The following is a 14,523-nucleotide window of genomic DNA, read 5'->3' on the forward strand; positions in this document are numbered from 1 at the left end:
AAACGTTAAGCGATGTGTTGCAAGAGAGAATAACCCAAGTGGAAAAGGGCGGAGAAGCCAAATATCATGAAAAGCTGAAGGAGCAAAACAAGTTATTCGTGCGCAATCGTTTACAGCTATTTTTTGATGAGGGAGAGTTCCGACTCGAAGATGGCTTAATGGCCAATTTCTTAGCCGGAGATCTACCAGCAGATGGAGTGGTCACAGCGATTGGCAAGGTAAATGGCCAAACGGTCTGCGTCATGGCTAATGATTCAACGGTGAAGGCGGGATCTTGGGGAGCGAGGACGGTAGAAAAAATCATCCGGATTCAAGAGACGGCTGAGAAGCTTCGCGTGCCGATGGTTTATTTAGTAGACTCGGCAGGGGCAAGGATTACAGACCAAATTGAGATGTTCCCAGGACGAAGAGGTGCAGGGCGAATCTTCTATAACCAAGTTAAGTTTTCCGGCATGATCCCTCAAGTGTGTGTATTGTTTGGTCCATCGGCGGCTGGGGGAGCCTATATTCCCGCGTTCTGTGATATTGTCATCATGGTCGATAAAAACGCAAGTATGTATCTCGGCTCTCCAAGAATGGCGGAAATGGTGATCGGAGAAAAGGTTACCCTCGAAGAGATGGGTGGAGCCCGCATGCACTGCAGCGTAAGCGGTTGTGGAGATGTATTGGCCGCGAATGAAGAAGAAGCCATTGCTTCCGCAAGGCAATATCTTTCCTACTTCCCGGCCAACTTCTCAGAAAAGCCGCCTGTTAAAGAAGGAAAGCCGGTAAAAGATGGTGTAAGGCAACCAGAAGCAATCGTTCCGATAAACCAAAACGCCCCATTTGATATGTATGAATTTATTCATTCCATAATAGATGAAGACTCGTTCTATGAAATCAAGAAATTATTTGCTCCTGAGCTGATTACCTGCTTTGGCCGTTTAGATGGGAAGGTGGTAGGAATTATTGCTAATCAGCCGCGTGTTAAGGGTGGCGTATTATTTGTAGATTCTGCTGATAAATCAGCAAGGTTTATGCAATTGTGTGATGCGTTCTCCATTCCGTTATTGTTCCTGGCGGATGTACCGGGCTTCATGATCGGGACGAAGGTAGAACGCGCTGGAATTATTCGACATGGTGCAAAGATGATCTCAGCGATGGCTCAAGCGACAGTTCCAAAGATTTCCATTGTGGTTCGGAAGGCTTATGGTGCAGGACTGTATGCCATGTCAGGACCCGCCTTTGAGCCGGACTGCTGTTTAGCTCTACCAACGGCTCAAATTGCAGTAATGGGGCCAGAAGCTGCTGTAAATGCCGTTTACAGCAATAAGATTAGTGCCATTGAAGATCCAAAAGAGCGACAAGAATTTATTATGCAAAAACGAAAAGAGTATCAGGAGGATATTGATATCTACAGATTAGCCTCTGAACTTATTATTGATGGAATCGTTAGTGGAAATAAGCTCAGGGAAGAACTCATTCACCGCTTCCGAGCATATGAAAGCAAAAATATGACATTCTCTCACCGTAAGCACCCTGTGTACCCCGTATAGTAGAAGAAGAGGGCTGTCCCGAGTATAATTATTATACAAGGGACAGTCTTTTCCATTATACAAAGGACGGGAGATCACATGAATATAGGTATTCTTGGCGCAGGATCGCTAGGCCTTCATTTAGCAGGCCAGCTTAGCATGGCAGGGAAAGATCCAATCGTGGTTTGTCGCAGCAGGGAACAAGCGCAACAGCTAAACAAGGAAGGGTTAACGTACCGTCAATTAGAGGGAAGGAGTGTACAGCTAAATATAAGAGCCACCTCTGTAGTTGATATCCCTCAGACAATAGATTGGTTGCTTTTGACGGTCAAACAGCCTCAGCTTGAAGAGGCTTTAGCCTATGCGAGTCATCTAAAAGCCCCATTTTCCTTCATCTGCTTCCAGAATGGCATCGGACATGAAACTCTTATTTCCAATCAATTTCCCACTACCCCTGTCTACTTTGCGGTAACAACGGAAGGGGCCTACCGGGATGCTCAAGACTCTGTAAGGCATACGGGCAAAGGGATCACTTGGATAGGGAAATGGAGAGCGCCGATATCCGAAGACCCTAGCTTCCAATTCGTGAAAAACTTGTTTTCTAATACTTCTCTTCATGTTGTGGGTGAAGACCAAATTGAACAGCGAGTTTGGAAAAAGCTTATTATCAATTCTTGCATCAATCCACTTACAGCTCTGTTAGGGGTGAAAAACGGCCTATTGCTGGAGTCCCCCTATGCTGGGCAAGCAATGGGAATGTTATTTGAGGAAGCTAGGCTCATTGCGGAGCTAGAAGGGATTAAAATCGATCCAAGTTTTTTGCAGGAAATTGTCACGGTTTGTAGAAATACATATGAAAATAAATCTTCCATGTTGCAGGATATCGAAGCTGGTCGCAAAACAGAAATTGAATTTATTACAGGTGCCATTGAAAAAACAGCCTCTAAACATGAAAAAACAGTGTATTACCATGCACTGCTTAAACAACTAGTTCTAGCAAAGCAGGAGATGTAAATAAGGAGGGGCGGCTATGGAAGCCATTGCTAACCTGTTTGCCGGTATTATGACAATACCCGTTTTCATCCCATTTGCCGCTTTTGTTGCGGTATATTTAGTTTTATTATTTTGGAAGAAAAAAAGCAAAAAGGAATCCTTTACGCTCGCTGTGAATGTAACTACGTTTTTTCTTATCGCTGCCGTTTTATTAATGCACGGACTCATAAAAAGTGAGGAGTCTATATCAGCCTTTTGGTGGGTTCTACTTTTCTTTGTTGGGGTTGGATCCTTTATTGGCTGGCTGCAGTATAAGGTTAAAGGGAAAATTGATCCTCCCAAGATGGCAAGAGCGGTTTGGCGTTTGGCTTTTGTATTTTTTACGGTAGCCTATTTTATTCTGTTTTTATCCAGCATTAATTATTTTCTTCATCTAACCTAAAACATGCAGCTGCATCCATTGAATGTTCCTAGAATGTTCACAATAAGGGGCAGGGAACCGGCCTATCGTTGTGGAAGTTAAGTCAGAGTAAACAGAATTTCTGAAGTCGATAGAAAAACGATGCATGATAGATTTTAGGGGAGTGGGGAGCCATGAAGCTACCGATTGAGAGGATTGGGGGAAAAATCAGAAGTCTTCGTAAGAAACAAGCACAGACTCTAGAAGACTTGTCACAAAGTACAGGATTGTCTAAGGGGTTGCTCAGTCAAGTAGAGAGAGGAATTTCACAGCCTTCTCTTGAGACACTATGGAAAATTACAAGAGCATTAGATACTTCCATTGTACATTTTTTTGAAGATGTAGCGCACAATCAGGTACATGTGGTTCGTAAAGAAGAAAAAAACCAAATTATCTTTCCAGGTTCGACGGGTACATGCTATGTGCTTGGCCATACGGATAGCAGCAGATTGCGAATGCTTGAAATCATTCTCCAGCCAGGCGAGACGATGAGAGATCAGTTCCTTGACCGTGAAGGTGAGCAATGCTTAGTTGTCTCAAGAGGGGAAATTGTGATCTGTGTTGGGGAAGAAGAGTTAGTCTTAAGCGAAGGGGACAGCTTGTTTTTTGATAGTACCTTAGCCCATGCAGCCATAAATCAGGGCTCTGTACCGGCCGTATATATTTGGTCCGTTACCCCTTCGAAGTTTACTTGATTGCTCATAAGAAGGTCTTGTGTCTATTTAGATGCAAGACCTTTTTATCTAAGAATGTGTTCTATCCGGTAATGTTTTCTTTCCGAGAGAAAAAAATATGATAAAATGAATTTTGTATCATTTGGAAATACTCTTGGTGGAAGGAGGGATCCCGTTTGCTTTTAGAACAAACGAAGACCTTGAATGGAAACCGTTTAGTGCAAGATTATGTTTCCGCCTTTTCGAATGTGCAAGACTTCTTTGAGTCTCATCCAGACCAGCTGGAGTCGTGGATGAACAGGAGGAAATGGTTGCTCGAGCACCCGCTTCCTCACCGGGCAGAGTTAGTGGAGGGGCTCCGGCATTACAATCGCTCGCTTCAGAATCATGATGCCGCGATGAAGAATATCGAAGAGCTCGCGAATGACAATACCTTTGTCGTTGTGGGAGGACAGCAAGCGGGCATCCTAACGGGACCACTCTACGTCATTTATAAAGCTATCACGCTGATAAAACTTACTAAGAGCCTAGAGGAAAAAACAGGAGAAAGGGTAGTGCCTGTTTTCTGGATTGCCAGTGAGGATCATGATTATGATGAAGTAAACCATATCTACGTTCAGACTTGGGATGATCAGGTCGAAAAGATTCAACTTTCGTTTGAGCCGGCGGGAAAATATTCAATCTCTCACTTGCCTGTCAATGAGACTAGTGTGGAGGAGTTTATCCAGACGTTTTTTTCCCGTTTGCCAGATAGCCTGCATTTACATGCGCTCAATGAGAAAGTGCTTGAGATATCCCGTTCGACAACCACATTAAACGAGTTTTTTGCTCGTCTTTTAGTATGGATGTTTGGAGAATATGGCCTGATTCTAGTAGATTCTGCGGCCCCGTTCCTGCGGTCATTGGAACAGCCGGTTTTTGCCTCTTTCATTCAGAATGACTTTAGCCAGGAGCTACTCCATAACCAGAGGCAACTAATAGATAAGGGATACCCCTTACAGGTAGATATTAAGCAGGAACATGCCCATTTCTTTGTGTACGAAGAAGGGAAGCGTCAGTTAATCTATAGGAGGGACGGCCGCTTTCAGACTAAGGATGGGGAAAGGGAGTTTACGGCACAGGAATTATTGCAGCTATTAGAGAAGGATCCCTGCTCCTTTAGCGCAAATGTAGTCAGCCGTCCGCTCATGCAGGAATATGTTTTCCCTGTATTGGCTTTTGTTGGAGGACCAGGAGAAATTGCTTATTGGGCACAGCTAAAACCCGTTTTTGACCGACTAGGGATGAAGATGCCTATTGTGCTGCCACGCCTTTCTTTTACCATCATGGAGCGGGATGTACATAAATATATGCAGTCTTTTCATTTAAGCTGCGAAAACGTATATACCAACTGGGCTGAGCGGAGAAAAGCCTGGATGGCTGAACAGTCTTCTCTTGCGTGGGAACCCCGATTTTCACAAGTCAAACAAGAACTTGGCGATATCTATTTGTCTTTTATCCAGGAATTGTCGAATGCAGAGCCTGGGGTGCGAAATGTGAGTGAATCCAATTGGAACAGAATCTTGATGCAGGTAGAGTATCTGGAGAAAAAGACAGCTCAAGCTATTGAAGCCCGCCATCATGCTGGATTAAAGCAATGGGAACATATACGCGTTAGTCTGTTTCCCTTGGAGAAACCACAAGAAAGAGTTTATAATATTTTTGGTTACCTTAATAAATATGGTGAACATTTTATTAAAAAGCTTCTGGAGCAAACATTTGATCCTTTAGCACCTAGTAAACATTTTAATGTATACATATAATCCATTCCTAAGGAGGAATAGCTAATGGCAGCAGTAAATGAAAGTGTTGTAGCGGATATGTCACTCGCCCCCAACGGACATTTGAAGATTGATTGGGTACAGGCTCATATGCCAGTGTTAAATCGGATCCGCGAGAAATTTGAGCAGGAAAAACCTTTTGCTGGTCTGAAGGTAGCCATTTCCTTGCACTTGGAAGCGAAGACGGCCTATTTGGCTAAAGTGGTGCAAGCGGGCGGAGCAGAAGTGACCATTACAGGAAGCAACCCTCTTTCTACCCAGGATGATGTTTGTGCTGCATTAGTGGAAGATGGCATTCGGGTGTTTGCAAAATATAATCCATCACCAGAAGAGTATAAATCTCACCTAATTAAAACTCTTGAGACGAAACCAGACCTCATTATTGATGACGGCGGAGACCTCGTCACTATTCTTCATAGCGAAAGACAGGATCTTGTTGCACAGGTAAGAGGTGGGGCAGAAGAAACGACTACGGGGATATTGAGACTTAAGTCTCTGGAGAAATCAGGAGAACTTAAATTCCCTATGGTTGCCGTTAACGATGCTTTTTGTAAGTACTTGTTTGACAATCGTTATGGTACAGGACAGTCGGTTTGGGATGGGATTAATCGCACGACCAACCTGGTAGTAGCAGGAAAAACAGTGGTGGTTGTGGGATATGGCTGGTGTGGCCGAGGAGTCGCACTACGGGCGAAGGGCCTAGGCGCCAAGGTTGTCGTAACGGAGATCGATTCCATCAAAGCGGTAGAAGCTTATATGGATGGATTTGAAGTGATGCCCATGGTTGAAGCGGCGAAAGTCGGCGATTATTTTGTGACAGTCACAGGCAACAGGGATGTTATTCGAGGAGAGCACATGCAAGTGATGAAGGACGGTGCGATTCTGTCGAATGCCGGACATTTTGATGTAGAGATCAACAAGCCTGAGCTCGAGGTACTATCCGCATCCAAGCGCACCGTGAGAAAAGATATTGAAGAATATCAATTAAAGGATGGGCGCAAGATCTACTTGCTGGCAGAGGGACGCTTAGTTAACTTGGCAGCTGGAGATGGGCATCCTGCAGAAATTATGGATATGACCTTTGCTCTTCAAGCTGTTTCGTTAGCTTATGTCAACGAAAATTATGAGCAGCTCGGCAAGCATGTGGTCAATGTGCCTTACGAGTTGGATGAGAAAGTAGCGCAGTATAAGCTCGAGGCCTTGGGCATTCAAATTGACCACCTCACTCAAGAGCAAAAAGATTATTTAGACAGTTGGGCGGAAGAATAAAATTCATATGGCTTTTTAAAAAAATCCTGCACTCTTGCAGGATTTTTTTATTAGACTCGCGAATAGGTAATCACAGTGGTGAAAAGTGGTATAAAGTGGGGGATTTGTGGGGTAAAGTGGGGTGAATAAGCATGTTCATGGGTGAATACCAGCACAGCATCGATGAAAAAGGCAGATTGACCATTCCTGCGAAGTTTCGTGAGGAGTTGGGAGAAAAATTCGTGATGACCCGTGGATTGGATAAGTGCTTATTCGTCTATGCGATGGAAGACTGGAAGCAGCTTGAAGCCAAGCTCAAGACGTTGCCGTTTACCCGTTCAGATGCCCGAGCTTTTACGCGATTTTTCTTTTCTGGTGCAACAGAATGCGAATTGGACAAGCAGGGAAGGGTAAATATACCAGGATCTCTGCGGAATCATGCCCAATTGGATAAGGATTGTGTCATCCTTGGCGTATCCAATCGAGTAGAAATATGGAGCCGTACACTGTGGGAAACCTATTTTGAGGAGTCTGCAGAATCCTTCAATGAGCTGGCAGAAAAAATTGTAGACTTTGATTTGTAGATGAGGTGATGTCATGTTCCACCATGTCACGGTGCTGAAAGAAGAGGCAGTGGCTGGGCTTCAAGTTAAGCCCAATGGAGTATATGTAGACTGTACGTTAGGAGGAGCGGGTCATAGCGAAAAAATTGCGTCACAATTGTCAGGAGAAGGACGACTCATTGCGATCGACCAAGATGATTGGGCCTTGGATAATGCTAGGATTCGTCTACAGCCCTATGAAGATAAGGTTATATTAGTGAAAAGCAATTTCCGTCGAATTGGTCAGGTTGTCAAAGACCAGGGATTCGATCAAGTGGACGGAGTGCTGTTTGATTTAGGAGTATCCTCTCCTCAGCTAGACGAGGGAGATCGCGGGTTCAGTTACCATGCAGACGCTCCTCTAGATATGCGGATGGATACCAGTCAAGAGCTCTCGGCAAGGGATATCATCAATACCTGGGAGGCTCGAGAACTGGCCCATATTATATTTCAATATGGAGAAGAGAAATTCTCTAGACAGATTGCCAGGGAAATTGTGAAGGCTCGAGAATCCGGCCCTATCGAAACGACAGGAGAGCTTGTAGAGTTGATCAAAAAGGGAATCCCTGCTGCCGCTCGAAGAACCGGCGGACACCCTGCCAAGAGAACGTTTCAGGCTATTCGGATTGCTGTAAATGACGAGCTGAATGCTTTTAAGGAGGCTCTTCATGAATCCATTCGAATTCTGCGACAAGGGGGGCGCGTGAGTGTTATTACCTTTCACTCTCTAGAAGACCGAATATGCAAACAGGTCTTCCAGGAATATAGCGGGGGATGTACGTGTCCACCGGACTTCCCACAATGCGCATGCGGAAATACCCCTACGATTCGGATAGAAAATCGTAAACCAATCCTTCCTGGAGAACAAGAATTAGCAGAAAACAACCGTTCACGGTCAGCTAAACTGCGAGTAGCAGAAAAATTATAGACGACATTAATCAGACAAAGGAGGATTAACTTGAGCAGAAACCAATACGGTAATCTAGCTGTCCAGATCAATCGAGAAAGAGAACAGCAAAGGGTTAACCCTCCGCGCCAGGCGGCAAAAGTATCGGTAAGATACAGTATTCCTTTAGAAGAAAAGCTGCTCTATTTGTTGAGTGTCATTGTGATTGTCTGTATCTCTGGCTTCATCCTTTCACGTTATGCCCTAATCTCACAATATAACTACGAGATTGAAAATACGAAAGAAGCCATCATACAAACGCAAGAGCAAAATACCAGTATGAAACTGAAAGTGGATGAACTAAGCAAAAGAGAACGAATCTTGCAGATCGCTCAAAATGAGCTGGGCATGACCATGAAAAATAGTACCGTGCGTGTTTTATCCCACTAACGAGCTTAAGCGGGAGGGGAGAACCATGACAGAAAGAAGGATTAAGCTTCGCACGATGTTTCTAGGGGGAATTTTTACTTTCCTCTTTTTTTTGTTAATGTTCCGTTTATTCTACATCCAAACGGTCAATGCGGACCTTTGGGTGCAGAGCGCGCAAGCGCAATGGGAACGCAATGATACGCTGCACCCTAAAAGGGGAACCATTTATGATCGCAATGGAGAGGTGCTGGCTTTTACGTCAAAAGCCTACACCGTCATTGCAAAGTTGAAACCCTGGGATAAGTCAGATACCCACTACGTTACCAATGCCCTAGAGACAGCACAAAAACTGGCCCCGATTTTAGGCATGCCGGTCGAAAGAGTAGCTAGGTTAATTGAAGACAGTCGTGAAGCGGGAAGAACACAAGTAGAGCTTCGACCTGGCGGATGGAAAATTGATGAGGACAGGGCTAAACTTGTCCTTGAGCTTAATTTGCCGGGAATCATTTTATATCCTGAGAGTAAGCGATACTACCCGAACGACGCCTTTGCTTCTCATGTCATTGGCTATACCGATTTGGATGGCCAAGCCATTATGGGAATTGAAAAACTTTTTAATGAACAGCTGCAAGGACAAGAAGGGTCTTATAAAGTGCTAAAGGACAGAAAAGGGTTCAAGCTGCCCGATGGGATGGAAAGCTTTAAGCCTGTTCAGAACGGCAACAATATTTATTTGACCATTGACTATCAAATTCAAAATTACGTCGAGGATGCTTTAAATAAAATATCACAGCAGTATAAATCAAAGGGGATTTCGGTTATTGTGGCTGATCCTAAAACTGGGGAAATCCTCGCCATGGCCAACCGTCCTCAGTTCAATCCTAACCAGTACCAAAACATTACCAACTGGACGAATTTTGCTATTACGAGTACGTACGAACCTGGATCCACCTTTAAGATCGTGACTCTTGCAGCCGCAATTGAAGAAGGGTTGTACCGAAACGATGAAACGTATCTGTCCGGAACCTACCGAAAAATACCGGGACCTCCCATTCGTGACCATAATGCGGGTAGAGGGTGGGGGACGATCAGCTTTCAAAGGGGTGTGCAAGAATCCTCAAACGTATTGTTTGCCATTCTGGGTTACGAGCGTCTAGGGAAAGATAAATTTTATGATTATCTGGAGAAGTTTGGTTTCGGTCAACGGACAGGAATCGGTCTGCCAGGGGAGTCCGCGGCCGTACTAAAGGATAAGAGTAGGCTATATCCGCGGGACGTGGCCTCGATGACCTTTGGACAGGGGGTTGTTGTAACCTCGATTCAGCAGGTTGCCGCCGTTTCTGCCATTGCTAATGGAGGAGAATTACTCAAGCCTTATATTATCAAAGAGATTCGCGATTCCCATACGGGCCAGGTGTTGCAAAAGCATGACAAAGAAGTTGTCCGACGAGTCGTATCGGAAAAAACGGCACAAGAAGTGCGAGATATTCTAGAAACGGTCGTAACGGACGGAACGGGAAAATACTATTACCTAGATGGCTATCATGTCGCGGGAAAGACAGGGACGGCCCAGGTCGTTGGGCAGGATGGGAACTATAGGGCTAATCGGTATATCTATTCCTTTATCGGTTTCGCGCCAAAGGATGATCCTAAATTTCTCGTTTATGTAGTCGTAGACCAGCCGGAAATTCCTGATGCCAATTTTGGCGGCCGTGATGTTGCTTCACCCATCTTCAGACACGTCATGCAAAACAGCTTGCAATATATGAAGGTTTCCCCTGATCTGAATTCGACGCCAGTCACCGTAGGCAAGGCTAAATCCTTGACTGTACCGCATTTAATTGGGCAAACTCCAGCTGCAGCCAAAGACTTATTAAAAGAGAATTCATTAAAAGGGAAAGTATTAGGCACAGGTTCTAAAATTGTGAAGCAATATCCAGCAGGCAGAGCAGGCATCATGCCTGAGAGTACGGTCTACCTCATAACTGACGTTTTAGAAGAAATACCAGTTCCCGATTTTACGGGAATGACTCTTCGAGAGGTACTCGAGCTATGCAATTTCCTTGGAATCAAGATCGATCCTAAAGGACGCGGTTATGTGGTGAATCAAAGCATCTTACCGGAAACGCTCTATTCGCCTGAAGCAACCCTCATTCTTTACTTAAAACCCAACTCCCGGACAGAAGAGGAAATCGAGCCTGAACCGGATGAAGCAGTGGAAGAAGGGACGGAAGAAACCCCTCAACCTGTACAGGAAGAGCCTGCAGAATCTTCGTTCCTAAACTAAATGGAGAGATAGAACGTGTCAAGCGTTCTATCTCTCTTCTTTTTTGAATAGGGTTTAGGGAGACAAGTTGTGGGTAATGCACTTAACGGGAACGGGGGTTAAAGAGTGAGGGTTTCAAACGTAACAGTACGCAGGCGTATTTTTATTGCGCTGCTCATAGGTGTATTTCTGTACAGTCTTCTCGTTGTAAGGCTCGGGTACGTACAGGTTATTAAAGGACCATGGCTGACGGAAAATGCGGAGGATCTATGGACACGCAATATCCCATTTGAGGCGAAGAGGGGAATTATTTATGATCGGAATGGACAGCCATTGGCCGAAAATATTAGTGTTCCTTCCATAATGGCCATTCCCATTCAAGTGAAGGATAAAGCGAGCACGGCTAAAGAACTGGCAAAAATACTAAAGGTGAGCGAGCAGGACGTTTATCGCGCGATTACGAAGCGCGAATCCATCGTACGCGTTCCAGGTGGAAGGAAGGTTACTGAAGATATTGCCAAACAAGTTCGGAACTTGAATCTCCCAGGTGTACATATCGCTGAGGATAGTAAAAGAAACTATCCGCTTGGGGCCTTCGCTTCCCATATCCTGGGTTTTACGGGAATAGACAATCAGGGTCTCGCTGGAATTGAGAAGGTGTATGACGAAATGCTGAGCGGTCAGAGAGGCGCAATCAAATATTACTCGACGGCAAAAGGTACGCAAATGCCCGGAGATACCCAGAAGTTTACACCGCCGAAGGACGGGCTAAACTTGTACCTAACCCTAGACGCCAATATTCAGGCCATTATTGAAAGAGAGTTGGATCAAGCCTATGCCTTTTATGATCCTGATGATGCCCTTGTCATTGCCATGAACCCGAATACGGGGGAAATACTAGGTATGGCCAGTCGGCCAAACTACCATCCTGAACTCTTCCGGGAGTATCCGTCTGAGACTTATAACCGGAACTTACCGATCTGGAAAACCTATGAGCCGGGATCGACTTTTAAGATTATAACTTTAGCGGCCTCACTGGAGGAAGGGAAAGTCGATCTCGATAAAGAAAGGTTTACGGATCCTGGTAGTGTCAATGTTGCGGGTGCGCGGCTTCGTTGCTGGAAGCCGGGGGGACATGGCGATCAGACTTTTCTACAGGTGGTTGAAAACTCCTGTAACCCTGGATTTGTAGCTCTGGGTCAGAGACTTGGCAAAGAAACGTTGTTTGACTATATCAAGAAATTCGGTTTTGGTGCGAAAACAGGGATTGATCTACTCGGAGAAGAAAACGGGGTTATGTTTAGAATGAGCCGGGTAGGACCTGTGGAGCTCGCCACAACCGCTTTTGGTCAAGGGGTGTCTGTTACTCCGATTCAGCAGGTAGCTGCTGTGTCTGCGGCAGTGAATGGTGGTAAGCTGATTAAGCCACATCTGGCGAAAGAGTGGCACCATCCCTTAACAGGAGATGTGGTAGCTAAAGTGGAGCCAGAGGTGGTCGCTCAAGTGATATCGCCTGAGACCTCAAACAAAGTGAGATATGCCTTGGAATCGGTTGTGGCCAATGGAACAGGGAGAAATGCTTATATTGACGGATATCGAGTTGGCGGAAAGACGGGTACAGCGCAAAAGGTAGAAAACGGCGTATACTCCAAGAGCAAGCACATCGTATCCTTCATTGGAATTGCCCCAGCAGACGATCCTCAAATCGTTGTCTATACGGCGGTGGATAATCCTAAAGGAGTGCGACAGTTTGGTGGAACCATTGCAGCCCCTATCGTACGGAACGTGCTAGATTCCGCCCTTCGGTATATGGAGGTCCCTAAGCGCCAAAATCAGATGCCCAAAGAATACATGTACCCTGACAAAAAACTCATTGAAGTTCCGAATCTAGTGGGAATGGAAAAAGAAAAATTACAGTCTCAATATTATGCAATCCCATTAGAAGTGGAAGGGAATGGAAGCGTCGTGACCTATCAGTCTCCTCAGCCAGGCACGCATATCGAGGAAGGAAAAACGATACGGATTTATCTTGGGAATTAAAAAAGGATCTGGTGGGCTTCGCGGATGAAGCCCACTAGTGACAAAAGAGAAAAGAATGATTAAAATGGTAAGCGTTGATTTGAGTAGAAATTTAGGGGGCCAGCTAGCTATGAATTTGAGAGAACTCCTTTCTCCTCTTGCGAACTATCAATCGGTAGGGGATTTGGATATAGAGATCACGGGATTGTCAACGGATTCTCGCAAGGTTAAACCTGGACACTTGTTTATAGCATTGCGCGGTTTTCAAGTGGATGGTCATCAATTTATTGATCAGGCGGGGGCTAATGGGGCTGCAGCTTACTTAGTAGAGGAAGAGAAGGGGGTTCCACAGACTTGTATTCGCGTTTCAGATACGAAGAGAGCGTTGGCACTTCTTGCAGATCAGTTTTACGGTCATCCAACGGGTAAGCTGAAGTTAATTGGTGTAACGGGGACAAACGGAAAAACAACCGTGACTCATTTAGTGGAACAGATTCTTAATGATGCCAGACATCCTGCTGGAATTATCGGGACTATTCAGATGCGCATGGGGGACTATTCGGAGGAGGTTAAGAATACGACACCGGATGCTCTTGAACTGCAAAGAATGTTTTCTGTGATGCTAGAAAAAGGGGCCACGCATGCCTGCATTGAAGTATCGTCACATGCCCTGGAGATGGGCAGAGTGTGGGGCTGTGACTTTACCACAGCCATTTTCACGAATTTAACTCAAGACCATCTGGATTACCATCAAACAATGGATAATTACAGGCATGCAAAGTCTCTTCTCTTTTCTCAACTGGGGAATACATACCACGGAAAAAGAAAGAAATTTGCTATTCTAAACCAGGATGATCCAACCTCCGCGCATTATCAAAAGATGACCGCGGCCCAAGTCATTACCTACGGCATAGAACATGATGCCGATTTCCGAGCCCGCGATATCAAGATTGAAGCAGGAGGTACGTCTTTTACCTTGCAAGCCTTTAACGAACAGCTCACGATCCACATGAAGATGATCGGGAAGTTTAGCGTTTATAATGTGCTGGCAGCGGCGGCAGCTTGCTCGATGGAAGGAGTTCCGCTCCAGTCAATAAAGGAAAGCGTGGAGAAGATGTCAGGAGTACCAGGAAGGTTTGAGCCGGTGGATGGTGGGCAGGCCTTTGCTGTCATTGTAGACTACGCCCATACTCCAGACAGTCTAGAGAATGTGCTGGCAACGGCCAAGGAGTTTACGACAGGAAAATTATATTGTCTCATCGGCTGCGGTGGGGACAGGGATCGTACGAAACGCCCCATTATGGCTCGTATTGCAAGAGAGTATTCCGACTATGCGGTCTTTACGTCGGATAACCCCCGAACCGAGAATCCTCAGTCTATCCTAAATGACATGGTTCAGGGGATGGAGGACGGTGAGAACTATGAATGTATTATTGACCGCAAGCAAGCAATTGAAAGGTGCATCTCCTTGGCAGAAAACGGAGATTGTGTTGTCATTGCGGGTAAAGGCCATGAGACCTATCAGATCATTCAAGATCAGGTTTTAGAGTTTGATGACCGCGAAGTTGCATCATTTGCCATTCGCAATAGAATAAAGTAACATAGAAAAGAT

12 protein-coding genes are annotated in these 14,523 nt (G+C 45.2%); all 12 read left to right on the forward strand.

The features are described 5' to 3' along the window. Positions 1 to 14: 14 nt before the first annotated feature. The 12 genes from EIZ58_RS08970 (at position 15) to EIZ58_RS09025 (ending at position 14,511) form a co-directional block, all read left to right on the forward strand. Positions 15 to 1,535, forward strand: coding sequence for an acyl-CoA carboxylase subunit beta (locus EIZ58_RS08970; RefSeq protein ID WP_370297663.1), 1,521 nt, complete (start codon positions 15 to 17; stop codon positions 1,533 to 1,535). 78 nt (positions 1,536 to 1,613) lie between these two features. Next, on the forward strand, positions 1,614 to 2,528 hold the full coding sequence (locus EIZ58_RS08975) for a ketopantoate reductase family protein (protein ID WP_134700257.1): 915 nt from the start codon (positions 1,614 to 1,616) through the stop codon (positions 2,526 to 2,528). 16 nt (positions 2,529 to 2,544) lie between these two features. After that, entirely contained in the window at positions 2,545 to 2,949 is a 405-nt protein-coding gene (locus EIZ58_RS08980; protein ID WP_134700258.1) for a DUF3397 family protein, read from the forward strand. Positions 2,950 to 3,101: 152 nt separating this feature from the next. Beyond that, positions 3,102 to 3,662, forward strand: coding sequence for a helix-turn-helix domain-containing protein (locus tag EIZ58_RS08985; RefSeq protein WP_134700259.1), 561 nt, complete (start codon positions 3,102 to 3,104; stop codon positions 3,660 to 3,662). 155 nt (positions 3,663 to 3,817) lie between these two features. Next, positions 3,818 to 5,443 carry a bacillithiol biosynthesis cysteine-adding enzyme BshC gene (gene bshC, locus EIZ58_RS08990; RefSeq protein ID WP_167577581.1) on the forward strand — a complete coding sequence of 542 codons (1,626 nt, stop codon included), beginning with the start codon at positions 3,818 to 3,820 and terminating at the stop codon, positions 5,441 to 5,443. A gap of 24 nt (positions 5,444 to 5,467) precedes the next feature. Then, the gene (locus EIZ58_RS08995) at positions 5,468 to 6,730 is read left to right on the forward strand and encodes an adenosylhomocysteinase (protein ID WP_134700261.1); all 1,263 of its coding nucleotides are present in this window, start codon (positions 5,468 to 5,470) and stop codon (positions 6,728 to 6,730) included. 131 nt (positions 6,731 to 6,861) lie between these two features. After that, the gene (gene mraZ, locus EIZ58_RS09000; RefSeq protein ID WP_134700262.1) at positions 6,862 to 7,293 is read left to right on the forward strand and encodes a division/cell wall cluster transcriptional repressor MraZ; all 432 of its coding nucleotides are present in this window, start codon (positions 6,862 to 6,864) and stop codon (positions 7,291 to 7,293) included. A gap of 13 nt (positions 7,294 to 7,306) precedes the next feature. After that, the gene (gene rsmH / locus EIZ58_RS09005) at positions 7,307 to 8,239 is read left to right on the forward strand and encodes a 16S rRNA (cytosine(1402)-N(4))-methyltransferase RsmH (protein WP_134700263.1); all 933 of its coding nucleotides are present in this window, start codon (positions 7,307 to 7,309) and stop codon (positions 8,237 to 8,239) included. 30 nt (positions 8,240 to 8,269) lie between these two features. Beyond that, on the forward strand, positions 8,270 to 8,647 hold the full coding sequence (ftsL, locus tag EIZ58_RS09010; protein ID WP_167577582.1) for a cell division protein FtsL: 378 nt from the start codon (positions 8,270 to 8,272) through the stop codon (positions 8,645 to 8,647). Between the two features lie 25 nt (positions 8,648 to 8,672). Next, on the forward strand, positions 8,673 to 10,913 hold the full coding sequence (locus tag EIZ58_RS09015; protein ID WP_134700265.1) for a penicillin-binding protein: 2,241 nt from the start codon (positions 8,673 to 8,675) through the stop codon (positions 10,911 to 10,913). Between the two features lie 105 nt (positions 10,914 to 11,018). Next, positions 11,019 to 12,932, forward strand: a complete 1,914-nt coding sequence (locus EIZ58_RS09020) for a stage V sporulation protein D (RefSeq protein WP_134700266.1) — start codon at positions 11,019 to 11,021, stop codon at positions 12,930 to 12,932. A gap of 109 nt (positions 12,933 to 13,041) precedes the next feature. After that, on the forward strand, positions 13,042 to 14,511 hold the full coding sequence (locus tag EIZ58_RS09025; RefSeq protein WP_134700267.1) for a UDP-N-acetylmuramoyl-L-alanyl-D-glutamate--2,6-diaminopimelate ligase: 1,470 nt from the start codon (positions 13,042 to 13,044) through the stop codon (positions 14,509 to 14,511). Positions 14,512 to 14,523 lie beyond the last annotated feature (12 nt).

The sequence above is a fragment of the Ammoniphilus sp. YIM 78166 genome (assembly GCF_004522215.1).
In the GTDB taxonomy this organism is placed as follows: domain Bacteria; phylum Bacillota; class Bacilli; order Aneurinibacillales; family RAOX-1; genus YIM-78166.